This is a genomic window from Klebsiella sp. B345 (assembly GCF_051131735.1).
GTDB lineage: Bacteria > Pseudomonadota > Gammaproteobacteria > Enterobacterales > Enterobacteriaceae > Klebsiella.
On the sequence record NZ_CP180443.1, the window covers coordinates 5,262,683 to 5,285,915 of the forward strand.

General features: G+C 54.1%; 26 protein-coding genes. 13 read left to right on the forward strand and 13 right to left on the reverse strand.

The window, feature by feature from the left end; all coding sequences use genetic code 11:
- Positions 1-10 precede the first annotated feature (10 nt).
- Both astE and spy read left to right on the forward strand, forming a co-directional pair.
- Entirely contained in the window at positions 11-979 is a 969-nt protein-coding gene (astE, locus tag ACMYSO_RS24755; protein WP_434668654.1) for a succinylglutamate desuccinylase, read from the forward strand.
- 365 nt (positions 980-1,344) lie between these two features.
- Positions 1,345-1,827 (forward strand): ATP-independent periplasmic protein-refolding chaperone Spy, encoded by a 483-nt coding sequence (spy, locus tag ACMYSO_RS24760; protein WP_434668655.1) that lies wholly within the window; start codon positions 1,345-1,347, stop codon positions 1,825-1,827.
- 161 nt (positions 1,828-1,988) lie between these two features.
- Here the strand turns inward: spy and nadE are convergent, their stop codons facing one another.
- Positions 1,989-2,816, reverse strand: coding sequence for an ammonia-dependent NAD(+) synthetase (gene nadE, locus ACMYSO_RS24765; protein ID WP_434668656.1), 828 nt, complete (start codon positions 2,814-2,816; stop codon positions 1,989-1,991).
- 489 nt (positions 2,817-3,305) lie between these two features.
- Here nadE and osmE point away from each other — a divergent pair, with 489 nt between their 5' ends.
- From osmE to cedA, 8 genes are all read left to right on the forward strand, one after another.
- On the forward strand, positions 3,306-3,644 hold the full coding sequence (gene osmE / locus ACMYSO_RS24770; protein WP_123754007.1) for an osmotically-inducible lipoprotein OsmE: 339 nt from the start codon (positions 3,306-3,308) through the stop codon (positions 3,642-3,644).
- A gap of 281 nt (positions 3,645-3,925) precedes the next feature.
- Positions 3,926-4,246 (forward strand): PTS N,N'-diacetylchitobiose transporter subunit IIB, encoded by a 321-nt coding sequence (chbB, locus tag ACMYSO_RS24775; protein WP_123754008.1) that lies wholly within the window; start codon positions 3,926-3,928, stop codon positions 4,244-4,246.
- A gap of 166 nt (positions 4,247-4,412) precedes the next feature.
- Entirely contained in the window at positions 4,413-5,771 is a 1,359-nt protein-coding gene (gene chbC / locus ACMYSO_RS24780) for a PTS N,N'-diacetylchitobiose transporter subunit IIC (RefSeq protein WP_123754009.1), read from the forward strand.
- A gap of 53 nt (positions 5,772-5,824) precedes the next feature.
- Positions 5,825-6,172, forward strand: a complete 348-nt coding sequence (gene chbA, locus ACMYSO_RS24785; RefSeq protein ID WP_123754010.1) for a PTS N,N'-diacetylchitobiose transporter subunit IIA — start codon at positions 5,825-5,827, stop codon at positions 6,170-6,172.
- A 27-nt stretch (positions 6,173-6,199) separates the two neighbouring features.
- Positions 6,200-7,024, forward strand: a complete 825-nt coding sequence (gene chbR / locus ACMYSO_RS24790) for a transcriptional regulator ChbR (RefSeq protein ID WP_154143685.1) — start codon at positions 6,200-6,202, stop codon at positions 7,022-7,024.
- A gap of 102 nt (positions 7,025-7,126) precedes the next feature.
- A complete protein-coding gene (locus tag ACMYSO_RS24795; protein WP_434668657.1) occupies positions 7,127-8,473 on the forward strand; it encodes a 6-phospho-beta-glucosidase in 1,347 nt (448 codons plus the stop codon).
- 12 nt (positions 8,474-8,485) lie between these two features.
- Positions 8,486-9,244, forward strand: coding sequence for a chitin disaccharide deacetylase (gene chbG / locus ACMYSO_RS24800; protein ID WP_434668658.1), 759 nt, complete (start codon positions 8,486-8,488; stop codon positions 9,242-9,244).
- A gap of 165 nt (positions 9,245-9,409) precedes the next feature.
- The gene (gene cedA, locus ACMYSO_RS24805) at positions 9,410-9,649 is read left to right on the forward strand and encodes a cell division activator CedA (RefSeq protein ID WP_434668659.1); all 240 of its coding nucleotides are present in this window, start codon (positions 9,410-9,412) and stop codon (positions 9,647-9,649) included.
- A gap of 74 nt (positions 9,650-9,723) precedes the next feature.
- On the opposite strand, the gene ACMYSO_RS24810 is transcribed toward cedA, so the two are convergent.
- The 4 genes from ACMYSO_RS24810 to hxpB form a co-directional block, all read right to left on the reverse strand.
- Positions 9,724-11,115, reverse strand: a complete 1,392-nt coding sequence (locus ACMYSO_RS24810; protein WP_434585265.1) for an L-cystine transporter — start codon at positions 11,113-11,115, stop codon at positions 9,724-9,726.
- Between the two features lie 132 nt (positions 11,116-11,247).
- Positions 11,248-11,838: a metal-dependent hydrolase gene (locus ACMYSO_RS24815; RefSeq protein ID WP_434668660.1), complete on the reverse strand. Its 591-nt coding sequence runs from the start codon at positions 11,836-11,838 to the stop codon at positions 11,248-11,250.
- Positions 11,839-11,929: 91 nt separating this feature from the next.
- Complete coding sequence (kduD, locus tag ACMYSO_RS24820; protein ID WP_434668661.1) at positions 11,930-12,691, reverse strand: 2-dehydro-3-deoxy-D-gluconate 5-dehydrogenase KduD; 762 nt, start codon at positions 12,689-12,691, stop codon at positions 11,930-11,932.
- 152 nt (positions 12,692-12,843) lie between these two features.
- A complete protein-coding gene (hxpB, locus tag ACMYSO_RS24825; protein ID WP_434668662.1) occupies positions 12,844-13,512 on the reverse strand; it encodes a hexitol phosphatase HxpB in 669 nt (222 codons plus the stop codon).
- A gap of 131 nt (positions 13,513-13,643) precedes the next feature.
- Here hxpB and ACMYSO_RS24830 point away from each other — a divergent pair, with 131 nt between their 5' ends.
- Entirely contained in the window at positions 13,644-14,180 is a 537-nt protein-coding gene (locus tag ACMYSO_RS24830; RefSeq protein ID WP_434668663.1) for a YniB family protein, read from the forward strand.
- Between the two features lie 35 nt (positions 14,181-14,215).
- Here ACMYSO_RS24830 and yciA read toward each other — a convergent pair whose 3' ends face one another.
- The 4 genes from yciA to ACMYSO_RS24850 all read right to left on the reverse strand — a co-directional run bounded on the left by yciA (position 14,216) and on the right by ACMYSO_RS24850 (position 17,098).
- A complete protein-coding gene (gene yciA / locus ACMYSO_RS24835; protein ID WP_095096945.1) occupies positions 14,216-14,614 on the reverse strand; it encodes an acyl-CoA thioester hydrolase YciA in 399 nt (132 codons plus the stop codon).
- A 160-nt stretch (positions 14,615-14,774) separates the two neighbouring features.
- Positions 14,775-15,434 carry a hypothetical protein gene (locus ACMYSO_RS24840; RefSeq protein WP_434585257.1) on the reverse strand — a complete coding sequence of 220 codons (660 nt, stop codon included), beginning with the start codon at positions 15,432-15,434 and terminating at the stop codon, positions 14,775-14,777.
- 329 nt (positions 15,435-15,763) lie between these two features.
- Positions 15,764-16,300 carry a septation protein A gene (locus ACMYSO_RS24845; RefSeq protein ID WP_123754020.1) on the reverse strand — a complete coding sequence of 179 codons (537 nt, stop codon included), beginning with the start codon at positions 16,298-16,300 and terminating at the stop codon, positions 15,764-15,766.
- A 54-nt stretch (positions 16,301-16,354) separates the two neighbouring features.
- Positions 16,355-17,098 (reverse strand): YciC family protein, encoded by a 744-nt coding sequence (locus ACMYSO_RS24850; protein WP_123754021.1) that lies wholly within the window; start codon positions 17,096-17,098, stop codon positions 16,355-16,357.
- A 351-nt stretch (positions 17,099-17,449) separates the two neighbouring features.
- Between ACMYSO_RS24850 and ompW the strand changes: the two genes are divergently transcribed.
- A complete protein-coding gene (gene ompW, locus ACMYSO_RS24855) occupies positions 17,450-18,085 on the forward strand; it encodes an outer membrane protein OmpW (RefSeq protein ID WP_123754022.1) in 636 nt (211 codons plus the stop codon).
- A 260-nt stretch (positions 18,086-18,345) separates the two neighbouring features.
- Here ompW and ACMYSO_RS24860 read toward each other — a convergent pair whose 3' ends face one another.
- Positions 18,346-19,293, reverse strand: coding sequence for a quinone oxidoreductase family protein (locus tag ACMYSO_RS24860; protein WP_434668664.1), 948 nt, complete (start codon positions 19,291-19,293; stop codon positions 18,346-18,348).
- Positions 19,294-19,368: 75 nt separating this feature from the next.
- On the opposite strand from ACMYSO_RS24860, the gene ACMYSO_RS24865 reads away from it, so the two are divergent.
- The gene (locus ACMYSO_RS24865) at positions 19,369-19,824 is read left to right on the forward strand and encodes a MarR family winged helix-turn-helix transcriptional regulator (protein WP_434668665.1); all 456 of its coding nucleotides are present in this window, start codon (positions 19,369-19,371) and stop codon (positions 19,822-19,824) included.
- A gap of 32 nt (positions 19,825-19,856) precedes the next feature.
- Here the strand turns inward: ACMYSO_RS24865 and trpA are convergent, their stop codons facing one another.
- Genes trpA through trpCF form a run of 3 tightly spaced genes read right to left on the reverse strand, consistent with a single transcriptional unit; the run spans position 19,857 to position 23,232 of the window.
- On the reverse strand, positions 19,857-20,666 hold the full coding sequence (gene trpA / locus ACMYSO_RS24870; protein WP_434585250.1) for a tryptophan synthase subunit alpha: 810 nt from the start codon (positions 20,664-20,666) through the stop codon (positions 19,857-19,859).
- Complete coding sequence (gene trpB, locus ACMYSO_RS24875) at positions 20,666-21,859, reverse strand: tryptophan synthase subunit beta (protein WP_434668666.1); 1,194 nt, start codon at positions 21,857-21,859, stop codon at positions 20,666-20,668. Before trpB ends, trpA begins: the two co-directional genes overlap by 1 nt.
- Positions 21,860-21,873: 14 nt before the next feature.
- Positions 21,874-23,232, reverse strand: coding sequence for a bifunctional indole-3-glycerol-phosphate synthase TrpC/phosphoribosylanthranilate isomerase TrpF (gene trpCF, locus ACMYSO_RS24880; protein ID WP_434668667.1), 1,359 nt, complete (start codon positions 23,230-23,232; stop codon positions 21,874-21,876).
- Position 23,233 lies beyond the last annotated feature (1 nt).

A 23,233-nucleotide genomic window follows, 5' to 3' on the forward strand; every position in this document is an offset into this window, starting at 1 on the left:
AGGAGGCGTCGTGGACGACTTTTTGGCATTAACCCTGGCGGGGCGCTTGCCCCATCATTTTCATGGCGAAACCGCCCATTTTCGTTGGCACTGGCTGGATTGCGGCGTGCTGCAACTGACTCCACACGCCCGTTGTGAGCGTTCGCTGGTGCTCTCATCAGGCCTGCACGGCAATGAAACCGCACCGGTAGAGATGACGCATGATCTGCTCCAGCAGCTGTTTACCGGCGAGCTACCGCTGCGCTGGCGGCTGCTGGTGGTTTTTGGCAACCCTGGCGCGCTACGCGCGGACAAACGCTACCTCGATAGCGATATCAATCGGATGTTTGGTGGGCGCTGGCAGCAGTTTCCCGCCGGTGAGGAGACCCGCAGAGCGCGTTTGCTGGAAAAGACGCTGACTCGGTTTTATGCCGCTTCGACGGGACTGCGCTGGCACCTGGATTTACATACGGCCATCCGCGGGTCGCGGCATACACGCTTTGGCGTGCTTCCGGCGCGGGAAACGCCGTGGGACGAGGGATTCTTACACTGGCTGGCAGGATCCGGGCTGGAGGCGCTGGTGTTCCATCAGCAGCCGGCGGGAACCTTCAGTCATTACAGCAGCGAACATTTTGACGCGCTCTCCTGCACGCTTGAGCTGGGTAAGGCGCTGCCGTTTGGTGAGAATGACCTTACGCAATTCGCCATGACTCGCAAGGCTTTAATACGCCTGCTGGTGGGGGATCTGACGGTGGTCGACAGCGACGCGGCGCCGCTGCGCTACCGGGTGGTGCAGCAGATTATCCGTAAGAGTGATAACTTCCAGCTGCATATGTCGGCGCAGACCCTCAACTTTACCGCCTTTACGGCGGGTACCCTGCTGGCAGAAGATGGTGAAACGCGTTATACGGTGGAAAAGGCCCAGGAGTACGTGCTGTTTCCTAACCCATCAGTGGCGACGGGCCTGCGCGCCGGGCTGATGCTGGAGCGCATCACCTGAACCAGAACCTGAATATCATTGCCGCTCAAGCGAGCGGCTTTGTTAATTGCCCGCAGCCATTTTTCATTTCCGTTCTTATTTTTTCGTGCTTTGAGATTTGATTGCGGATTATTCCTGGATAAATGCTTTGTTTTTAATCTGTGTTGCTTTATAGTTTTGGTGAATGTCATTAAAAACAGCCTGTTAAATAACATTTGTTGCAATAATTTTCCTCCCTTCCTTATTTTCTCCATAATTGACGAGAAACTGTTTTTTACACTTTCATTGTTTTACTCTTGCTCTGACTAATTGACGATAAACGTCGTAAAGTTTATCTCGTAAACACGGCAAATCGCCGTAAGAATAACGTAAAGTAAGGACTGAATATGAAGAAGATTACTGCTCTGTTTGTTGCCTCTACGCTGGCTCTGGGTGCCGCTAACCTGGCTCACGCTGCCGATACCACTGCAACACAAACCGATAGCAAACCGATGATGCATCATAAAGGGATGCATGGCGGCCCGCATGAGATGATGTTCAAAGGTCTGAACCTGACCGATGCCCAGAAACAGCAGGTCCGCGACATTATGAAAGGCCAGCGCGACAACATGAAACGTCCGTCACTGGACGAGCGCCGCGCAATGCATGACCTGATTGCCAGCGATACCTTTGATAAAGCGAAGGCGGAAGCGCAGATTGACAAGATGGAAGCCCAGCACAAAGCAATGGCGCTTTCCCGTATGGAAACCCAGAACAAGATTTACAACATTCTGACGCCGGAACAGAAAAAACAGTTCAATGCGAATTTTGAGAAGCATCTGACAGATCGCAAAGCGCCAGAAGGTAAAATGCCTGTACCAGCTGAGTAATTCAGCACACTGAATGAAGACCGCCGGTCTTGCCCAACACTTGCCGTATGGCTTTGGGCAGGACCGGCGGTTTTTTCGTGTGTGTGGTATACGGTTTCTGCGCTTCGCCGCAAAAAATAACCCCGGTGGAATCCGGGGTTGTGTGGTAAACAGGGGCGGCGCTATTTTTTCCAGAAATCGTCGAAGACGGTGATCGGCGGGCGGCGTTTGTGCTCAGTTTTCAGATACCAGCCTTCGATGATGCCAGCGATTTTTGCATCCAGCGTTTTGCCTTCCAGATAGTCGTCGATATTTTCGTAAGTCACGCCAAGGGCCACTTCATCTGGCAGGGACGGGCGATTGTCTTCCAAATCGGCGGTAGGGAGTTTCTTATAGAGATGCTCCGGGCAACCTAAGTGGGCCAGCAGTTGTTTACCCTGGCGTTTGTTGAGGCGGAAGATCGGGTTGATGTCCGTGCCACCGTCACCGTATTTGGTGAAGAAGCCGGTAATCGCCTCTGCGGCGTGGTCGGTACCGACCACCACGCCGTGAGTCATGCCGGCAATGCTGTACTGGGCTTTCATGCGTTCACGGGCTTTCTCATTGCCGCGAACAAAGTCGCTAAGCTCGATGCCGGCTTCACGTAGTGCCTGCTCGCTGGCCAGTACCGCACCTTTAATATTCACCGTCAGCACGCGATCGGGCTGAATAAAGGTGATGGCGTCCTGACAGTCCTGCTCATCCGCCTGAACGCCGTAGGGCAGGCGCACGGCGATAAACTGCAGGTCTGTCTTCCCGGTTTCGGCACGCAGTTCATTGATAGCCTGCTGGCACAGTTTGCCGGTCAACGTTGAGTCCTGGCCGCCGCTGATGCCCAACACCAGGGACTGTATAAAAGGATAGGTCTGCAAATAGGATTTCAAAAAATCCACGCTGCGGCGGATCTCGCCTTCAGCATCAATCTGGGGCTTAGCACCCAGCGCCTGAATAATTTCGTGTTGTAGCGTCATTGCGCCCTCCGGGAAGTGAATCTGTTTGGCTGCCAGTTAGGGTTTAAGCTACCTCTTTGACGGTAAAACGACAAGGATCACAGTTTTGACTGATGTAAAAGAAGGCAATCAACGACATATACCCGTCATACTTCAAGTTACATGTACGTTGGCAATACTCGGCCCATCCCTGGGCCTCGCCCTTCGGGCGCTGTGAACAGCGTTCAAATTCGTTCCCGACGAATTTGTCCTCGCTCACCCCAGTCACTTACTTGAGTAAGCTCCTGGGGATTCCCTGCGTCGCCGCGTGATTCGGCCTATGGCCTCACCCCTTCAGGGCCAGCGCAAGCGCTGTTCAATTCGGCTTCGCCTCTTGTCCTGTAACTCGAATTATTTAGGCTATGTTTTTTTATTAGAAAGATCTTAAATTTAGCCGATTTGGACCTTCAGCTTGAAAAATAACGGTTTTTATTCCAGGCTTATTAACACACGAATAAAAGAGGACGGAATATGAACAAGCATTTTGCAGGATTTTTAGGCGCAGCAGCAGTATTGACCATTCTGGCTGGTTGTACTGCCTACGATCGTACCGCTGACCAGTTCACGCAGCCGGTGGTTAAAGATGTGAAAAAAGGTATGACCCGTTCACAGGTCCTGCAGATTGCGGGTAAACCAGCATCTGAGGTCACCATGATCCATGCTCGCGGAACCTGTCAGACCTACATCCTGGGTCAACGAGATGGTAAAATGGAGACCTACTTTGTCGCCCTCGATGAGACCGGACACGTTATGAACTCTGGCTACCAGACCTGTGCCGAATACGATACCGACCCGCGCACGACTAAGTAGTTCATCACGCTTAGATCTACGAAAGCCCGACCACCGGTCGGGCTTTTTCATGGCACCTGATGCTTATTTAATTGCGCGAATTATTTGAGGGAAATGTGAAGGTTGTCAAAACGCGAGGTCAATGAGAGACAATTTTGATTAACCAGGAATTATCCAGGCCCCGAACGATGCCGTATACTCAATGCATAAACAATATTAATCGAATGACGACACGCCTTAGCCGGCTTTCAGACATAAGGTGATTCTGAAGCCGCCAGGTCTTACAAATTGAGGAAGCGCTCATGGAAAAGAAACACATCTATTTGTTCTGTTCGGCTGGAATGTCTACATCACTGCTGGTCTCAAAAATGCGTGCACAGGCAGAAAAATATGAAGTGCCGGTCATCATTGAAGCCTATCCGGAAACCCTGGCCGGAGAAAAAGGCCCGCAAGCTGATGTCGTATTATTAGGCCCACAAATTGCGTATATGCTCCCAGAAATTCAGCGGCTGCTGTCGAATAAGCCGGTGGAAGTTATCGACTCTACGCTGTATGGCAAAGTCGATGGTTTAGGTGTCCTGAAAGCGGCCGTTGCGGCCATTAAGAAAGCTGCTGCACAATAATTTTATTTTAAAACTCGATATCTTTTCGTGATTTCGCCGGGGCAATGTCCACTGCGGCAATATGGAACTTGCGAATAAATGAAAAGTGAGAGTTTATTTCCCGTCAAAGAGTAATTTCATACATCATGCCGTAATTATTCAATTACGGCTTTAAAGGGTATTTGATATGAGTAAAGTGATTGACTCGCTTGAAAAGGTACTCCTTCCTTTTGCTGTTAAAATAGGAAAGCAACCGCACATCAATGCGATTAAAAACGGCTTTATTAAATTAATGCCGCTGACCCTTGCGGGGGCCATGTTCGTATTAATCAACAACGTATTTTTGAGTTTTGGTGAAGGTTCTTTCTTCTATTCAATGGGTATTCGCCTGGATGGCTCAACCATTGAAACATTAAACGGTTTTAAAGCCATCGGCGGTAACGTTTATAACGGTACGTTAGGCATTATGTCGCTGATGGCGCCGTTCTTTATCGGCATGGCGCTGGCCGAAGAGCGAAAAGTCGATCCGCTGGCGGCAGGCCTGCTGTCGGTCGCCGCATTTATGACCGTGACTCCCTACAGCGTGGGCGAAGCCTATGCGGTCGGCGCCAACTGGCTGGGTGGGGCGAACATTATCTCGGGCATGATTATTGGCCTGCTGGTGGCAGAAATGTTCACCTTCGTTATCCGTCGCAACTGGGTTATCACCCTGCCGGATAGCGTACCGGCCTCGGTATCGCGTTCATTCTCGGCGTTGATTCCCGGTTTCCTGATCCTGTCCGTATTCGGCATTATCTCGTGGCTGCTGGCGAACCATGGCAGCAACTTCCACCAGATTATCATGGACTCCATCTCCAAACCGCTGGCGTCAATGGGCAGCGTGGTGGGCTGGGCTTACGTTATCTTCAACTCCCTGCTGTGGTTCTTTGGTGTACACGGTTCACTGGCGCTGACCGCGCTGGATAACGGCATCATGACCCCATGGGCGCTGGAAAACATCGCGCTGTACAACCAGTACGGTTCTGTTGAAGCCGCTATCGCCGCGGGTAAAGAGTTCCACTTCTGGGCTAAGCCGATGTTGGATTCCTACATCCTGCTGGGTGGTTCCGGGGCAACGCTCGGTCTGATTATCGCCATCTTTATCGGCTCACGTCGTGCGGATCACCGTCAGGTGGCTAAGCTGGCGCTGCCGTCAGGCATCTTCCAGATTAACGAGCCGATTCTGTTTGGTCTGCCGATCATCATGAACCCGGTGATGTTCATCCCGTTCGTCCTGATTCAGCCGATTCTGGCGGCGATTACGCTTGCTGCCTACTCGATGGGGATTATTCCACCGGTGACCAACCTGGCACCGTGGACCATGCCTACCGGCCTCGGCGCGTTCTTTAACAGTAACGGTAGTATCGCTGCACTCTTCGTAGCGCTGTTCAACCTGGGTGTGTCGGTGCTGGTTTACCTGCCGTTCGTGGCGGTCTCCAACAAGGCGCAGGCGGTGATTGAAGAGCAGGAAAGCGAAGAAGATATCGCTAACGCACTGAAATTCTGATGTCGAGCGGTACGGGAGCACTCCCGTACCGCCTGAGAAACGAGGGAATAATTATGTTTGATCTGGACCATATCGACGCAGTTGCTGCACCTGAAAACGACCTCGAAGAGGTGGTGATGGGGCTGATTATCAACTCCGGACAGGCCCGCAGCCTGGCCTATGCGGCACTGAAGCAGGCAAAGCAGGGTGATTTCGCCGCCGCTAAAAACATGATGGAGCAGTCGCGCCTCGCGCTGAGTGAAGCACATCGTGTACAGACTCAACTGATTGAAAGCGATGAAGGTGAAGGCAAAATGAAGGTCAGCCTGGTGCTGGTTCATGCGCAAGATCATTTGATGACCTCAATGCTGGCACGTGAGCTGGTTGCCGAATTGATTGAGCTGCACGAGAAGGTACAATAGGCCATCTACACGATGAGGCAGCCAAAGATGATAACCACCGAGATCAGTACCGCCAGAGAACAGCAGCTTTTCAACGGCAAAGATTTTCATGTGGTTATTTACAACAAAACGGAAAGCGTAAGCGGGCTTCACCAGCATGATTATTACGAGTACACCATCGTTTTAACCGGGCGGTATTACCAGGAAATCAACGGTAAACGGGTGCTGCTGGAGCGCGGGGATTTTGTCTTTATCCCGATGGGGTCGCATCATCAGAGCTTTTATGCTTTTGGCGCGACGCGCATTCTTAACGTGGGTATCAGCAAGCGATTCTTTGAGAAACACTATTTACCGCTGCTGCCGTTTGGACTGGTCGCTTCACAGGTCTACGCTGTCAAAAGCACCTTTCTTAGCTATATCGAGTCGGTGATTGCTTCGCTGAATTTTCGCGATACCGAATTTGACGAATTTATTGAACTGGTGTCGTTTTATACCATTAACCGTTTACGGCATTACCGCGAGGAGCCGGTGCAGGATGTGATTCCGCAGTGGCTGAAAAATACCGTCGAGGACATGCACGATAAACTGAAGTTTGGCGAAGGGGCGCTCGAGAATATGGTCGAGCGTTCCGGGAAAACTCAGGAATATTTAACCCGGGCGACCCAGCGCTATTATGGTAAAACGCCGATGCAGATTATTAATGATATTCGCATCAACTTCGCCAAAAAACAGCTGGAAATCACCAACTATTCGGTCACTGATATTGCCTATGAGTCGGGATACAGTAGCCCAAGTCTGTTTATTAAAACATTCAAACGGCTGACCTCGTTTACCCCGAGCAATTATCGTAAAAAACTGACCAGCATTAATTAATCCGGGGCGGAATGTTCCGCCTCAGACACTATTCAAGTTACTGTCCGTGTAGATGCGGAGGGTAGGCTACGTGCAATTCGCGATGCCATAAGGGAGAGTATAATGAGCCAGAAATTAAAAGTTGTCACGATCGGCGGCGGTAGCAGCTATACCCCAGAATTACTGGAAGGATTCCTGAAACGTTATCACGAACTGCCGATAACGGAACTGTGGTTGGTGGACGTGGCGGAAGGCCAGGAAAAACTCGATATTATTCATGCACTGTGCGAGCGCATGGTGGAAAAAGCCGGCGTGCCGATTAAAGTCTACAAAACGCTGGATCGCCGTGCCGCCCTTGAAGGCGCCCACTTTGTTACCACCCAGCTGCGTGTTGGCCAGCTTAAGGCCCGTGAAAAAGACGAGCGTATTCCGCTCAGCCACGGCTATCTGGGTCAGGAGACCAACGGCGCGGGCGGATTGTTTAAAGGCCTGCGTACCATCCCGGTGATTTTTGATATCGTCAAAGACGTGCAGGAAATCTGCCCGGACGCCTGGATTATCAACTTTACCAACCCGGCAGGTATGGTCACCGAAGCGGTCTATCGCCACACCGGCTTCAAACGCTTCATTGGCGTCTGTAACATTCCGATCGGCATGAAAATGTTCATTACCGACGTTTTGCACCTGAGCCCGAGCGATGAGCTGTCTATCGATCTGTTTGGTCTGAACCACCTGGTCTTCGTGCGCGATGTACTGGTAAACGGCGTGTCACGTTTCGACGAACTGCTGGATGGTGTTGCTGCCGGTACCCTGAGCGCCAACTCGGTGAAAAACATCTTCGATCTGCCTTTCAGCGAAGGGCTGATTCGCTCTCTGCGCCTGATTCCGTGCTCCTATCTGTTGTACTACTTCAAGCCAAAAGAGATGCTGGCTATCGAAATGGGCGAGTATTACAAAGGCGGCGCCCGTGCCCAGGTGGTGCAGAAAGTCGAGAAACAGCTGTTCGAGCTGTATAAAAATCCGGATCTCAACGTCAAGCCGAAAGAGCTGGAGCTGCGCGGCGGGGCCTATTACTCCGATGCGGCCTGCGAAGTCATCAACGCCATCTACAATGACAAGCAGACCGAGCACTACGTCAACATTCCGCACCATGGCCATATTGATAACATCCCGGCCGATTGGGCGGTGGAAATGACCTGTACGCTGGGCCGAGAAGGGGCAACCCCGACGCCACGTATCACTCATTTCGATGAGAAAGTGCTGGGGCTGATTTATACCATCAAAGGGTTTGAAGTGGCTGCCAGCCAGGCGGCAATCAGTGGGGAGCTTAACGATGTGCTGCTGGCGCTGAATTTAAGCCCGCTGATTCATTCTGACCGCGATGCCGAACTGCTGGCACGTGAAATGATCCTGGCGCATGAAAAGTGGCTGCCAAACTTTGCGGCGACCATTGAAAAACTGAAACACTAACGGGAGCGGCCGATGGAACGCGTGTTAATCGTTAATGCCGACGATTTTGGCCTGAGCAAAGGCCAGAACTACGGGATTATTGAAGCCTGCAAAAATGGACTTGTCACGTCGACAACGGCGCTGGTCAACGGGGCGGCTATTGGTCACGCCGCCCAGCTGAGCCGCAGCGTCCCGGAGCTGGGCATTGGGATGCATTTTGTCCTGACGCTGGGTGAGCCGTTATCGGCCATGCCGGGGCTGACTCGTGAAGGACGCTTAGGCAAGTGGATCTGGCAGATGGCAGAAGAGGGTAGCCTGCCGCTGGACGAGATCGCGCATGAGCTGGCATGCCAGTATAGCCGGTTTGTCGAGCTGTTTGGTTGTGAACCGACGCATATCGACAGTCACCATCACGTGCATATGATTGCCGGGATTTACCCGATTGTCGCCGCGTTTGCCCACGAAAAAGGGGTTGCGCTGCGTATTGACCGCCAGCTTGCTCAACGAGATGGCCTGGCGCAAGATGCGGCGCGCAGCAGCGACGGTTTTACCAGTGAGTTCTACGGTGATGCCATTACTGAAGCGCTGTTTTTGCAAACCCTGGATGACTCCATTCAACGTGATGAAGCATCGCTGGAAGTGATGTGTCACCCGGCATTTGTCGATAACACCATCATGGGGAGCGCCTATTGCTACCCGCGCCTGGCGGAGCTGGAGGTGCTGACGTCGGCATCGCTGAAGTATGCGATTGCCGAACGCGGTTATCGTTTAGGAACCTATCGCGACGTGTAATCTGAAGCGTACAGGGGAGGCAGTCCTCCCCTGATTTTATCTCTACCCACTCTCTGATCTTCCGCCAGCCGCACTGAACGTACAACGTTAGGGGCGACGAAAGGGGCTGCAATCGGCTATCATAGCTGATTATGTCTCCCGCTTTGTTTAGTGAATCTATCGGTTATGAAAACACTTCGCCAACAAAATCGCCCTGTCATTAGCTACGTGCCTCGAGTGGAGCCAGCCCCGCCGGAACACGCCGTCAAAATGGACGGTTTTCGCGATGTGTGGCTGTTGCGGGGGAAATATGTCGCGTTCGTGCTGATGGACGAGCACTTCCGGCGCTCACCGCCGTTTACTCTGCCGGAGGCAGCGCAGCGCTGGGCCGTGCAGATCCGCCAGGAAGGCGACATCGCCTCCTGATAGCCTGGTGAACCATAAAAAAAACCGCAGAGGGTTAACTCTGCGGTTTTTTTATACCTGCCCGTAACGAGCGGTTAGCGATGTGCCAGTTCGGCGTCTTCTTCGCTGTCGAGAATCGTTTTGTCGGTCTGGCGCAGCCACTGGCTGGTCAGGGTGCCGGCGGTCATCGAGCCGCTGACGTTGAGGGCGGTACGGCCCATATCGATCAGCGGTTCAACGGAGATCAGCAGGGCGACCAGGGTCACCGGCAGACCCATGGCCGGCAGCACGATCAGCGCGGCGAAGGTCGCGCCGCCACCGACGCCAGCAACGCCGGCGGAGCTGACGGTAACGATGCCCACCAGGGTGGCGATCCACAGCGGGTCAAGCGGGTTGATACCGACGGTTGGTGCAACCATCACGGCCAGCATCGCCGGGTACAGACCTGCACAGCCGTTCTGGCCGATAGTCGCCCCGAAGGAAGCGGAGAAGCTGGCGATAGATTCCGGTACGCCCAGACGACGGGTTTGCGCTTCGACGTTCAGCGGAATTGACGCGGCGCTGGAACGACTGGTAAAGGCAAAGGTCAGAACCGGCCACACCTTACGGAAGTATTTCAGCGGGCTCACGCCGTTGATCGCCAGCAGCAGACCGTGCACCACAAACATGATGCCGAGGCCAAGGTAAGAGGCCACCACAAAGCTGCCCAGCTTAACGATGTCCTGCAGATTGGAACCGGCCACGACTTTGGTCATCAGCGCCAGCACGCCGTACGGCGTTAACTGCATCACCAGACGTACCAGCTTCATCACCCAGCCCTGCAGGGTATCGATGGCGGTCAGCACGCGCTGGCCTTTGGCGACGTCGTCTTTCAGCAGCTTCAGCGCCGCGACGCCGAGGAACGCGGAGAAGATAACGATGCTGATGATCGAGGTTGGGTTGGCGCCGGTCAGGTCAGCAAACGGGTTCTTCGGAATGAAAGAGAGGATCAGCTGCGGGACGCTGAGGTCGGCAACTTTGCCAACGTAATTGCTCTGAATGGCGTTGAGGCGGGCAGTTTCCGCTGTACCCTGCACCAGACCTTCGGCAGTCAATCCAAACAGGTTGGTCACCAGCACGCCGACCAGCGCGGCGATAAGCGTGGTGAACAGCAGCGTACCGATGCTCAGAAAGCTGATTTTGCCCAATTGAGAAGCGTTATGCAGACGCGCAACCGCACTCAGAATTGAAGCAAACACCAGCGGCATCACGATCATTTGCAGCAGCTGTACGTAGCCATTGCCGACGATGTTGAACCATTGAATGGAGTCTTTCAGCACCTGGCTGTCAGAACCGTAAATCAGCTGCAACGCCAGACCGAAGACCACGCCGACCACGAGGCCGACCAGCACTTTTTTGGCGAGGCTCCACTGTTTATGCCGCGTTTGCCCCAGCGCAAACAGTAAAACCGCGAACACGATAACGTTCGCTATTAATGGAAAATTCATCCCCGTTCTCCTGATTTGTTTTTTATCTGGCTGGTGTGTTACCAGCGCTATGGGCGCAAGGTTAGCAGAAGCGGAATTCATTACTTATATTCAAATGGAATTGATTATAACTAATCTGCGTTTTCCGCCTGTTTATCGTCCGCCCTGATGACTAATAAAGCGATTAAAGGTGATCTGCAGTGAATTAATCATCCCTGACGACCAGCGTACGGCGCTGTTTTCGGCGAAGGTTTGCGGCATCCAGACGGCATAAACAAACAGTGCCATACAGAGCGCGCGCTCCAGTTGGTTGCCTTTACGTGGCGCGAGGATCGGCAGGCGAAAGCGCCAGCGGCAGGGCCACAACAGCGGAACACCCGCCGGCGTCAGCATATCGGCAAGAATGTGGCTCAGATAACCTAGTACCAGCCCCTGAACCGCGTCGGCGGGCACAATCCAGCTTTCCGGCACTTTCAGATAAAACAGCGCCATGGCGCCGAAGACCGCCAGCAGGCTATGGGTAAATCCCCGATGGCCAAACGCCCGGGCAACCGGTTTGGCAATCCAGCTTAATCGTTGCCCAAGAAACGACTTTGGATGATCGATATCCGGCAGCAGGCAGGTCAGCACCGCGGAGGGGACAATATGCCACCAGTCACCCTGTGCCAGCACGGGAGTTAACTCTGCGTTTTTCGCAAATACCGCACAGGCGATAGAAAAGAGGAGATGGCCTTCCGCCGTCATGATAAAAACCCTAAACTGTCAATTCATACAGTATAGGGTTTTTATACAGTACACGGAAGAGGTGACGGTGTAACTCTATGTCACAAAAATATCACCGTGCCAGCCAGCCGCCATCCACCGCAAGGGTATAACCATTCACGTAATCCGCCGCGCCGGAGGCCAGGAATACCACCGGGCCTTGCAGGTCATCGGCAACGCCCCAGCGACCGGCAGGAATACGGTCAAGGATCTCTTTGCTGCGTTCGGCGTCATCCCGCAATTGTTGGGTGTTATTGGTGGCCATGTAACCTGGCGCAATGGCGTTGACGTTAATCTGGTGTCCCGCCCATTCGTTGGCCATCAGGCGGGTCAGGCCCAGCACACCGCTCTTGGACGCGGTATACGAGGGGACGCGGATGCCGCCCTGGAAAGAGAGCATCGAGGCGATGTTAATGATCTTGCCGCCGCGACCTTGCTGCATAAACTGCCTGGCGACCGCCTGCGATAAAAAGAACACCGACTTCAGGTTGAGGTTCAGCACATCGTCCCAGTCCTGCTCGGTAAACGTCAGGGCGTCCGCACGACGGATGGTGCCGGCATTATTGACCAGAATATCGATATGGCCCATGGTGGAGACCGCTTTGGCGACGATCTCGCTAATATCATCCTGACGGCTGAGGTCGGCCTGAATGGCGGTGAACCGGCGGCCCAGCGCCTCGACTTTGGCGGCCGTTTCGTGGGGGATCTTCCGATTGACGCCGACGATATCACACCCAGCCTGCGCAAGGCCCAGCGTCATTCCTTGACCCAGTCCCGTGTCACATCCCGTCACGATTGCGACCTTACCTGTCAGGTCGAAGGCGTTTAGTACCATATTCACCTCTGTATGCCGATTGATATATACGTTAAATATCCCCGTTATGTTCAAGCATAGAGGCTGAGGCAGGAAAAAACAATTTAAAATGAAACGCTGTTTTATTTTTGTGATGGCGGATTATTACCCGCTCATCACAAAAGGAGGGAAAATCAGAGGCCGAGTTCAGCGGCGGTCAGCGAGGCCAGGGTTGTGAGGCGGACGTCAGCCAGCACAAAACGTGGGTCGTTGCGGTTTTCCTCGGCCGGTACCACGATCGAGCGCATCCGGGCGGCTTTGCTGGCGATCATGCCGTTGACGGAGTCTTCCAGCGCGACGCAGGCCATCGGGTCGACGCCGAGGCTGGCGGCGCAGTTAAGGTACACCTGCGGATGGGGCTTGCTGTAGGGCAGCGATTCGGCGGAGGAAAGGGCATCGAACTGGTCGCGCAGATCAAACATGGCGAGCACTTTTTCCAGCATACGTAGCGGCGAGGCGGAGGCGAGGCCAATTTTCAGTCCCTGGGCTTTACACAATGCAACGGCTTCACGGGCGCCCGGCAGTAACGGCTGCGAGGCTTCAACCAGCTGGATCGCGCGGTTGATAATCCGCGCGGTGACTTCGGCACGATCCGGGCCTTGCCACGGCTGCTGGGCAAACCACAGGTCGACCACTAAATCGATACGCAGTCCCAGCATATCCGGCAGCTCATCGCGGCGGCTGATGTCGACGCCCAGGCTTGCAATAACCTCCAGTTCCGCCTGATCCCATAGCGGCTCGGAGTCAATCAGTAATCCATCCATATCAAAAATAGCGGCATGAATGTGTCGCTTTGCTGACATAAGTCCCTCTCCAGTAGCGTAAGTAGTATGAATATCTCCTCATGGTATATCATACCGCGCATTATTGGGCGAAATTCGCCACTGAGGGTAGACTTAGCAAGTGGTTAAGGCGTCTTAATTAAGGGGAATCGATGACGTATCAACAAGCTGGACGCATTGCAGTGCTTAAACGCATTTTAGGGTGGGTGATTTTTATTCCCGCGGTGATTTCGACGCTGATTTCGGTACTGAAGTTTATGTACGAACACAGCGAAAAGAAGCCGGGCATTGATGCGGTGCTGATGGACTTTGCGCACGTCATGATTGAAATGATGCGTTTCAATACGCCGTTTCTTAACTTTTTCTGGTACAACTCGCCGCTGCCGGATTTTCGACACAGCCTGAATATCGGCTTCTGGATTATCTATATCCTCGTGTTTGTCGGCATGGCGTTACAGGCCTCGGGGGCGCGAATGAGTCGTCAGGCGAAGTTCCTGCGCGAAGGGGTTGAAGATCAACTGCTGCTGGAACAGGCCAAAGGGCCAGAAGGGCGCACCCGCGAGCAAATTGCGGGCAGTATCGTGGTGCCTCGTCATACCATTCTGGTGCAGTACTTTCCGCTGTATATTCTGCCGGTGATCGTGATAATTCTCGGCTATATCTTCTTTTCTCTGCTCGGTTTCCTGTAACAAAAACGGCCCGCTAATCCGGGCCGTTTTTGTTGTTACTCGCCAGGAATGGCGCGTGGTTTACCTTGGTTGTCGACCGCGACGTAGATAAACAGTGCTTCCGTAGCTTTATAGCGTTGACCAATCGGTTCCGAAGAGACTTTCTTCACCCACACTTCGATGTTGATGGTGATAGAGGTGTTGCCACGCTTCACGCAGCGCGCGTAACAGCACACCACGTCACCCACGGCGACCGGTCGTAAAAAGGTCATACCGTCCACGCGCACGGTCACCACGCGACCATGGGCGATCTCCTTGGCCATAATGGCACCGCCGATATCCATTTGCGACATCAACCAACCACCAAAAATATCACCATTGGCGTTCGTGTCCGCCGGCATCGCCAGGGTGCGTAAAACCATTTCGCCCTTCGGCGCGAGATCTGTTGTTGTCATTCTGTACTCTGTGCTGGTCAATGAAGATCAGCGCGATGCTACTATGAAAATGGCGGAGTGAAAACAGGGGAATGACCCGCTGGTGCGTGGGACTGCGTCGTGAGCATGAAGGCTCCCTCCTGAGGAGGAGTACAGCAGGAGGGAGGAAAGCGGAATATTGTCATGCAAGAGCGTCAGAATATTTCATTAATTTCATTATCTTGTCTTTCATTATCCATTTCTGCTCAACGATTTTATCGTTAATCTGCGCCAGTCTTTTCTGGTCGGCACTGACGATGTTTGGCGTTAATTCGTTGATTCCAGAAGCTAAGTTTTTGTTGGTTTCGCATCGGTACCCACATTCATACAGTAACTCATTAAGTGCTTTTTCAGAGGCATTGAGATTTTCATAAGTACGTATGTAGGATGACACTTCTGCGGCACTGTTCAGCACAAAAAATCTTGATGGTACCGATGGGGATTTATCAATATCAATTGTGATGGAGTTATCAGGAAGAAACGTGGTGGCAAATGGTTTGTCCGAAACCGGCGATCTGGCCGTGACATCGAACAGCTCACCATCGGCTGACATCAACACGGCATGATGAGTGGCCACGAGAAAACAGCCTGGCCAGCGATTTATTTCCCACCCCAATGACATCTTACCGCCTACTTTTTTTATCGCTGCCGCGACGTTCCAGTAAGAATTCCCGTTCGGGCCTGGCGTATCAATAACCGGTACCAATACCGGTTTTTGTGAAGGGCTCAGCAAGGACGAGAACTCCAGAAGCTGTGGATCATTTACAGGTACATGTTTATAGATAGAGCCGGACTTTACCATCTGTTTCTCCTTGCCATGTCGTGTCACATCATGTGTTTAGTGTATATCAGTAACCTGACAACACCAGGCGATGTGGCCCATTATCGAAGTGACAGGAAGGAGGCGGGCTCGATGATAAACAGGGACCTTTTGCCCTGGACGAAACCGGAGGAGGGGAAAATAACAAAGAGGGATGGCTATGATCTAACTTAGGGATTTAATGTTATTTATCTTCTGCGCTAAAAAAAACACGCCTCGTGCTATACGGCCACGAAAGCGTGCTGTTTAGTTTACTTACCCACCAGGCCAGGACTGCTCATTGGCTACCGTGAGGTTTTATTCTACGTCACTCACTTATCGTCCTGCGGCATGTGGCGGTAGATATATACGCCGCTCAGCAGGGTGAAGACCAGCGTCAGCGCCGTCAGGCCGAAGACCTTGAAGTTGACCCAGATATTCTGCGGTAACCAGAACGCGATGTAGATATTGGCCAGCCCGCAAAGAATAAAGAACAGCGCCCAGGCAAGGTTCAGGCGCGACCACACCTGTTGCGGCAGGGTCAGTTCTTTACCCAGCATGCGCTGGATCAGCGGCTTTTTCATCACCCACTGGCTGAACAGCAGCGCACCGGCGAACAGCACATAGATGACCGTGACCTTCCATTTAATAAACTCATCGTTATGGAAGAAGATCGTCAGACCACCGAAAACGGCCACCAGCACAAAGGTGATCAGCGCCATTTTTTCAACTTTGCGATAGCGTACCCAGGTGTAGATCAACACGATGGCGGTAGCGACAATCAGCGCGGTGGTCGCGGCGTAGATATCATAGAGCTTGTAGAATGCGAAGAAGACTACCAGCGGTAAAAAATCCAGAAACTGCTTCATACATTGGATCCGTTGTTCATAGATGGCCGGAATGATTACCGGCCAGGGTTAAATTTAGTGGCGAATAAGCATATACAAGCGGAACAAATAGATCAGCAGCAGGGCAGAAATCAGGTTGCTGATCGTATTGATGACTACCGCGCCGACGTTTGGCGTCAGTACCGCGAAGCTCGATGCAAACAGCAGCAGCAGGGTTTTCGCCAGCAGCCAGCCGAGGATCACCGGTGCGACCAGACGTAAATTGGCCCACGCCAGACGAATACTGCTGCGCATGGCGTTGAAGATCCCCAGCTTATCCTGCACCAGCATGATAGGAGCAAAGGACAGCACGATAGCCAGCAGCACGCCCGGCACCAGAACCAGCATCATCCCCATCTGCACCACAAAGGTGGTGAACAGGATCAGCAGCAGCAGCTTTGGCATGACCGGCGCAGAAGCGCCAATCGCACGCAGGGCGCTGACCCGCTGGCCTGCGGAAACCAGTTGAATCAACAGCAGCATGCCGCCGGCGAGAATCGCATTCCCGACCAGTCCGGAAAAGGTTGAGGCCGCCGAGGCCCGCAGCAGGATCTGCTGTTGCTCAGGGGTCATGTTCTGTACCAGTTCAAACAGCCCGGCGCTACCCGCCAGATTGTCACCTTCACTCAGTATTGAGAGCTGCTCTTCACTGGGTGAAAAAGCATGGCCAAGGACTACCGTAATTAATGCGCACAACAAGGCAATCAGCAAAATGGTGACGAACTGATTACGAAAGAAATTTCCCGTGTCACGGTAGACGGACTTCGCCGTGATAGACATGCACTCTCCTTGAGTATTGCTGGTGTTAGCTAGCCGGCGATTGTACCGCAAATCCCTTACGCGTAGCACGCTCTGCTCACATCAGGCTAAGTATATCTTTGTAAAGACGGATGAAGACAACAATCACTCGCGGACACCGTTTTTCACGGCTGTTCGGGGAGTAAGTCGCCAGTATTAGCGCATCAGGGTTAAAACTGATGTAATCGATCATGATTCAATTACAGTCATTTACAGAAAATTAATCTGGATCAATAAATGTTACATCTCATGACTTAGTGTGATCTATGTTGGATCAAACATAACTCATTATGGGTATATTCACCGCGAAATAACCATAATGAGGAAGTGGATATGAAAAAATTAGCAGTGGCTGGCATTATTTTAAGTACCCTTTCTGGCAGCGTCTGGGCGCATGAAGCTGGAGAGTTCTTTATTCGTGCGGGTACGGCGACCGTTCGCCCGACGGAAGGCTCGGATAACGTGTTGGGGAGTCTGGGCGGGTTCAACGTCAACAATAATACGCAGTTGGGGTTAACCTTCACCTACATGGCAACGGACAACATTGGCGTTGAACTGCTGGCCGCCACGCCGTTCCGCCATAAAGTCGGCACTGGCCCGACGGGCAACATCGCCACCGTCAATTTGCTCCCGCCAACGTTAATGGCCCAATGGTATTTCGGCGACGCGCAGAGCAAAGTCCGTCCCTATATCGGTGCCGGCATCAACTACACCACCTTCTTTAATGAAGATTTTAACGATACCGGCAAAGACGCCGGGCTGTCGGATCTGAGCCTGAAGGATTCCTGGGGCGCGGCAGGCCAGGTGGGGCTGGACTATCTGATTAACCGTGACTGGCTGCTGAACATGTCGGTGTGGTACATGGATATCGACACCGATGTGAAATTCAAAGCCGGCGGCGTGGACCAGAAAGTCAGTACTCGTCTGGATCCGTGGGTGTTTATGTTCTCCGCGGGTTACCGGTTCTAAACGCGTCTGCGCTGTCTGAGTGAAGCTGGTTGCAGTATGACCAGCTTTGCTGTTCCTGAGCTACGGGGCACGTCCGGCTTAGACAGCAGGCGGCATGAGGCCAAAAAAAAGCCCGCACAAGTGCGGGCGAAAAATACTGGAAGCAATGTGAGCAATGTCGTACCGAATACCTGAGTGTTTTGCTCAACTATTCGGTAATGAGAAAGATAATAGTTCTCATCTAAGATATCAACCCCAACTTTTGTGCGGAAGCGATTTTTTTAATCGATCATAAAAACGGTGCGTTTCTGACTGTTATCTTGCGGCCAGGCGCTGGCCACATCGGCTAGCGGCAGCGGGGTGGTGGCGATGGTAAAACCTCCTGCGACGGCGGCCTGTAACATTTCGCCGGTGGCGGCAAGCAGCTGAGGCATCGGCAGGCTGCCAATACCGCTGCCCATCAGCTGCAACGGCGCGGAGCGCAGCACCGCGCCGTTGAGCGCAATATCGCTACCGGCAAGGGAACCGACCTGAACATAGCGCACCGGCGCGTGGCCCGGGCTGTGTTTTGCCAGCGCGGGCAACATGATTTCGGCGCTGTGTCCCCATAAATAATCCACCACCACGTCAATCTGCTGTGCCGCCTGCTCGCTAAATCGGGCGCGCAGCGTCGGTTCATCCTCCGTCAGGTTGATGCAGACATCGGCGTCAAGAGCGGCCAGCGCCTGCGCGTTGCGACCGGTGGCGATGATCTTTTTAGCCCCCAGAAAACGGGCAATTTGTACCGCCAGCTGCCCGGCGCTGCCGGTGGCGCCGTTAATTAATACCGTCTCTCCGGCGACCATCCCGGCACGCTTCACCAGCGCGGCCCAGGCCGACATGCCGGGATTCGCCATGGCGGCGGCGGTAACATCATCCAGCGCGTCCGGCAACGGCAGGCAATGCCTGAGTGCGACCGGGGCCCATTGCGCCATACTCCCCCACGGGGCTGTCGGGAAGGCGAAGTAGACGCGCTGCCCGTCGGTAAGGGTTCCGGCGCCATCGATACCGACGACAAACGGCAGCTGGCCGTCATAACTGTAGTGCTTGCCGTTGGCACGGCTCTTCACCACGTGGCTGATGGCGGCGGCGTTCACCTTGACCAGCGCATGCCGCGCATCGGCCTGAGGATCGTTAAAATCGGCCCATACGGGCCCTTGTTGCAGATCAAAAACAACGGCGGCTTTCATAATGTTATCTCCTGAAGATTATTATGTGTAAAATGCACATATCAGATAACGTCACTATACCCGGTTAACGAATACATGCAAGATGCACATAATAATTACGACATTACCAATTTCCACGGCGCGCTGCTCGACATCATCAACGTGATGAATCAACCGGTGCGCGATGAGCAACTGCTGCAGGTGGCAGATGTCCAGCTCGATCACGTGCTGTTTCCGCTGCTGGTGGCTATAAGCCGCTACGGGCCGGTGGGGGTGGTGGAACTGGCGGATGGCCTGGGACGCGATTACACCACCGTCAGCCGCCAGCTGAAAAAACTGGAAGCGCAGGGGCTGGCGATAAAGCAGCCGAATGCCAACGACCGACGGATTAGTGAAGTGACGCTGAGCGAGCAGGGCATGGCGTTGATTGAACGAATTGCGGTAGCCAGAACGCGGCTGATGAATCAGGTACTGGCGGGGTGGGATGAAGCGGATGTGCGGGCGTTATTTCGCCTGACGCGAAAATATGCCGATAGCCTGCAGCGAAAATAACCGCCTGGCGTGGTGCCAGGCGGCGGGTGCCGTTATGCCGCTTTGGTGGCAGCTTTCAGGCTCTGGACGAAGGTTTTCAGCTCGGCCAGCATGGTCTGCGGGTCGTTCAGGTTGCGCTCGATGATTTTGACGATCGCCGAGCCGGAAATGGCCCCGGCGGCGCCGGCGTCAAGCGCGGCAGTGACCTGATCCGGCGCGGAGATACCAAAGCCCTGCAGCGGCGGCGCGGCGTTGTACTCGGCCAGTTTCGCCACCAGATGGTGCAGCGGCAGCGCGGCGCGGTTTTCCGCCCCGGTAACCCCGGCACGCGACAGCAGGTAGGTATAGCCGCGTCCCCAGGAGGCGATCTGGCGCAGCAGTTCGTCATCGGCGTTCGGCGGGCAGATGAAGATCGGCGCGATGTTATGGCGCAGCGCGGCCTGACGGAAAGGCGCGGATTCTTCAATAGGAACGTCGGCGACCAGCACCGAATCGACGCCAACCCGCTGGCATTCGGCGTAGAACGCGTCGATCCCTGGGCTGAACACCAGATTAGCGTACATCAGCAGGCCAATCGGGATCGTCGGGTGCTTCTGGCGAATTGCCGCCAGCATCTCAAAACACTGCGCCGGGTTGACACCGGCGGCAAAGGCACGCAGGGTTGCTCCCTGAATGGTCGGACCGTCCGCCAGCGGGTCGGAGAAGGGGATCCCCAACTCCAGCGCATCGGCGCCGGCTTCAATCAGCGTATCAATGATTTTTAACGACAGTTCCGGATTCGGGTCGCCGAGGGTGACGAAGGGAACAAACGCGCCTTCCTGGCGGCTTTTCAGTTGTGCAAACAGCGTCTCATAACGTTCCATCAGATTTCCCCTCGCGCTTTCAGAATGTCGTGTACGGTGAAGATGTCTTTATCGCCGCGACCGGACAGGTTAACCACCAGCAGCTGCTCTTTTTCCGGGTTCTCGCGCATCATTTTCAACGCATGGGCCAGCGCGTGGGAGGACTCCAGGGCCGGAATAATCCCTTCATGACGGGAAAGCGCTTTAAAGGCGTCCAGCGCTTCGTTATCGGTGATCGAGACGTAATCGGCACGCCCGGTGCTGTTGAGGAAAGCGTGTTGCGGGCCAACAGACGGGAAATCGAGACCGGCCGAAATGGAGTAGGACTCTTCAATCTGGCCGTCAGCGGTCTGCATCATCGGCGATTTCATGCCGAAATAGATTCCGACGCGGCCGTGTTTCAGCGGTGCGCCGTGTTCCCCGGTTTCAATCCCGTGACCAGCAGGCTCGACGCCGATCAGTCCAACGTTGGTTTCGTCGATAAAGTCAGCAAACATACCGATGGCGTTGGAACCACCGCCGACGCAGGCGATAACTGCATCTGGCAGGCGTCCTTCTTTCTCCAGAATTTGCGCTTTGGTCTCTTCGCCAATCATCCGCTGGAACTCACGTACGATGGTCGGGAACGGGTGCGGGCCAGCCGCAGTGCCGAGCATGTAGTGCGCGGTTTCGTAGCTGCCAGACCAGTCGCGCAGCGCTTCGTTACAGGCATCTTTCAGAGTGGCGGAACCGCTGTGCACCGGAATCACCTCTGCACCCATTAAGCGCATACGGAAGACGTTCGGCGACTGACGCTCAACGTCTTTTGCCCCCATGTAGATGCGGCATTTCAGGCCGAGCAGGGCGCTGGCGAGTGCTGAGGCCACGCCGTGCTGACCGGCGCCGGTTTCGGCGATAATTTCGGTTTTACCCATGCGCTTAGCCAGCAGCGCCTGACCCAGGACCTGGTTGGTTTTATGCGCGCCGCCGTGCAGCAGGTCTTCACGCTTGAGATACAGCGTGGTGCGGGTCCCTTCGGTCAGGTTACGGCATTTGGTCAGCGCAGTCGGGCGACCGGCGTAGTTTTTTAGCAGATCGCTAAATTCGGCCTGAAATGCAGGATCTTTCTGCGCGCTGACGAACGCTTCTTCCAGCTGGCGCAGGGCAGGCATCAGGATCTGCGGGACGTACATACCGCCGAATTCACCAAAATAGGGGTTCAGTAAAGTACTCATTATTGCATTGCTCCTTAATATGCGCGCAGCGTCTGGAAAACCGAGGCCAGCTTGCTGGCATCTTTAATCCCCGGCTGCGACTCAACGCCTGAATTAAAATCGAGTCCGGCACAACCGCTTTTGGCGGCGTCTACACAGTTATCGGCACCCAGACCGCCCGCCAGTATGACGTTACGCAGGTCCTGGCCTTGCAGCAGTGTCCAGTCGAAACGCTGACCGCTACCGCCCTGGCCATTATCGAAAAGATACTTGTCGACGTGGTTGAGATCGCGCGGCGGCAGCGTGTCGCTGACGCTCAGGGCTTTCCAGATCTCAACGCTATCCGCCAGCGCCGCGCGCAGGGCGTCGATATAGGCCTGATCTTCATTGCCATGCAGTTGAATGGCGGCCAGTTGCAGATGCTCTGCCCGTGCTGCTACTTCGGCGACCGGTGCGTCGCGGAACACGCCAACGTAGCGCAGCGGAGCCGCCTGGATAATCTCTTTTGCCTGGGTTTCGTTGACCACGCGCGGCGAGGTTGGGACGAAGATCAGTCCGCCATAAATCGCACCGGATTCGCAGGCAATCTGCGCATCCTGCGGGCGGGTCAGGCCACAGACTTTGTTTTCGCCGAGCAGTACGCGCTTCACGGCGCCATCGAGGTCGGCATGTTCCATCAGCGCGGAGCCGATCAGGAAGCCGTTGGCAAAATGGCTGAGCTCACGCACTTCGGCGTAGGTATGAATGCCGGATTCGCTGATCACCGTGACATCATGGCCCAGACGTGGTGCCAGCTGACGGGTGCGGTTCAGGTCAATCGACATATCGCGCAGGTCGCGGTTGTTAATTCCGACCACTTTGGCTTCCAGCGCAATTGCGCGCTCCAGCTCTTCTTCATTGCTGACTTCGGTCAGCACGCCCATATTCAGGCTGTGGGCGACGGCGGCCAGTTGACGATACTGTTCGTCATCCAGCACCGACAGCATCAGCAGACAGGCATCGGCCTGGTAGTAACGCGCCAGATAAATCTGGTAAGGATCGATGGTGAAATCCTTGCACAGTATCGGCTGTGGCGCGATGGCGCTGACGATCGGCAGAAAGTCGAAGCTGCCCTGGAAATATTTCTCATCACACAGTACGGAGATGGCTGAGGCGTAGTTTTTATAGACGCCGGCGATAGTTGCCGGGTCAAAATCCTGGCGAATCAGTCCTTTCGACGGAGACGCTTTTTTGCATTCCAGAATAAACGCGGTGCGGGTTCCGGCAAGCGCATCGTAAAAGTGGCGCTGTGTCGGGACGACCTCATTCAGAAAACTGGCTAACGGTTGCTGTTGTTTGCGGGCTTCTACCCAAATCGCTTTGTCGGCAACGATTTTTGCTAAAACGGTCTGCATT

Excerpts from the sequence above, each read along its gene's own strand:
- spy (WP_434668655.1), top strand. The coding sequence starts at position 1,345 with ATGAAGAAGATTACTGCTCTGTTTGTTGCCTCTACGCTGGCTCTGGGT.
- nadE (WP_434668656.1), bottom strand. The coding sequence starts at position 2,816 with ATGACGCTACAACACGAAATTATTCAGGCGCTGGGTGCTAAGCCCCAG.
- osmE (WP_123754007.1), top strand. The coding sequence starts at position 3,306 with ATGAACAAGCATTTTGCAGGATTTTTAGGCGCAGCAGCAGTATTGACC.
- chbB (WP_123754008.1), top strand. The coding sequence starts at position 3,926 with ATGGAAAAGAAACACATCTATTTGTTCTGTTCGGCTGGAATGTCTACA.
- chbC (WP_123754009.1), top strand. The coding sequence starts at position 4,413 with ATGAGTAAAGTGATTGACTCGCTTGAAAAGGTACTCCTTCCTTTTGCT.
- chbA (WP_123754010.1), top strand. The coding sequence starts at position 5,825 with ATGTTTGATCTGGACCATATCGACGCAGTTGCTGCACCTGAAAACGAC.
- chbR (WP_154143685.1), top strand. The coding sequence starts at position 6,200 with ATGATAACCACCGAGATCAGTACCGCCAGAGAACAGCAGCTTTTCAAC.
- ACMYSO_RS24795 (WP_434668657.1), top strand. The coding sequence starts at position 7,127 with ATGAGCCAGAAATTAAAAGTTGTCACGATCGGCGGCGGTAGCAGCTAT.
- chbG (WP_434668658.1), top strand. The coding sequence starts at position 8,486 with ATGGAACGCGTGTTAATCGTTAATGCCGACGATTTTGGCCTGAGCAAA.
- cedA (WP_434668659.1), top strand. The coding sequence starts at position 9,410 with ATGAAAACACTTCGCCAACAAAATCGCCCTGTCATTAGCTACGTGCCT.
- ACMYSO_RS24810 (WP_434585265.1), bottom strand. The coding sequence starts at position 11,115 with ATGAATTTTCCATTAATAGCGAACGTTATCGTGTTCGCGGTTTTACTG.
- ACMYSO_RS24815 (WP_434668660.1), bottom strand. The coding sequence starts at position 11,838 with ATGACGGCGGAAGGCCATCTCCTCTTTTCTATCGCCTGTGCGGTATTT.
- kduD (WP_434668661.1), bottom strand. The coding sequence starts at position 12,691 with ATGGTACTAAACGCCTTCGACCTGACAGGTAAGGTCGCAATCGTGACG.
- hxpB (WP_434668662.1), bottom strand. The coding sequence starts at position 13,512 with ATGTCAGCAAAGCGACACATTCATGCCGCTATTTTTGATATGGATGGA.
- ACMYSO_RS24830 (WP_434668663.1), top strand. The coding sequence starts at position 13,644 with ATGACGTATCAACAAGCTGGACGCATTGCAGTGCTTAAACGCATTTTA.
- yciA (WP_095096945.1), bottom strand. The coding sequence starts at position 14,614 with ATGACAACAACAGATCTCGCGCCGAAGGGCGAAATGGTTTTACGCACC.
- ACMYSO_RS24840 (WP_434585257.1), bottom strand. The coding sequence starts at position 15,434 with ATGGTAAAGTCCGGCTCTATCTATAAACATGTACCTGTAAATGATCCA.
- ACMYSO_RS24845 (WP_123754020.1), bottom strand. The coding sequence starts at position 16,300 with ATGAAGCAGTTTCTGGATTTTTTACCGCTGGTAGTCTTCTTCGCATTC.
- ACMYSO_RS24850 (WP_123754021.1), bottom strand. The coding sequence starts at position 17,098 with ATGTCTATCACGGCGAAGTCCGTCTACCGTGACACGGGAAATTTCTTT.
- ompW (WP_123754022.1), top strand. The coding sequence starts at position 17,450 with ATGAAAAAATTAGCAGTGGCTGGCATTATTTTAAGTACCCTTTCTGGC.
- ACMYSO_RS24860 (WP_434668664.1), bottom strand. The coding sequence starts at position 19,293 with ATGAAAGCCGCCGTTGTTTTTGATCTGCAACAAGGGCCCGTATGGGCC.
- ACMYSO_RS24865 (WP_434668665.1), top strand. The coding sequence starts at position 19,369 with ATGCAAGATGCACATAATAATTACGACATTACCAATTTCCACGGCGCG.
- trpA (WP_434585250.1), bottom strand. The coding sequence starts at position 20,666 with ATGGAACGTTATGAGACGCTGTTTGCACAACTGAAAAGCCGCCAGGAA.
- trpB (WP_434668666.1), bottom strand. The coding sequence starts at position 21,859 with ATGAGTACTTTACTGAACCCCTATTTTGGTGAATTCGGCGGTATGTAC.
- trpCF (WP_434668667.1), bottom strand. The coding sequence starts at position 23,232 with ATGCAGACCGTTTTAGCAAAAATCGTTGCCGACAAAGCGATTTGGGTA.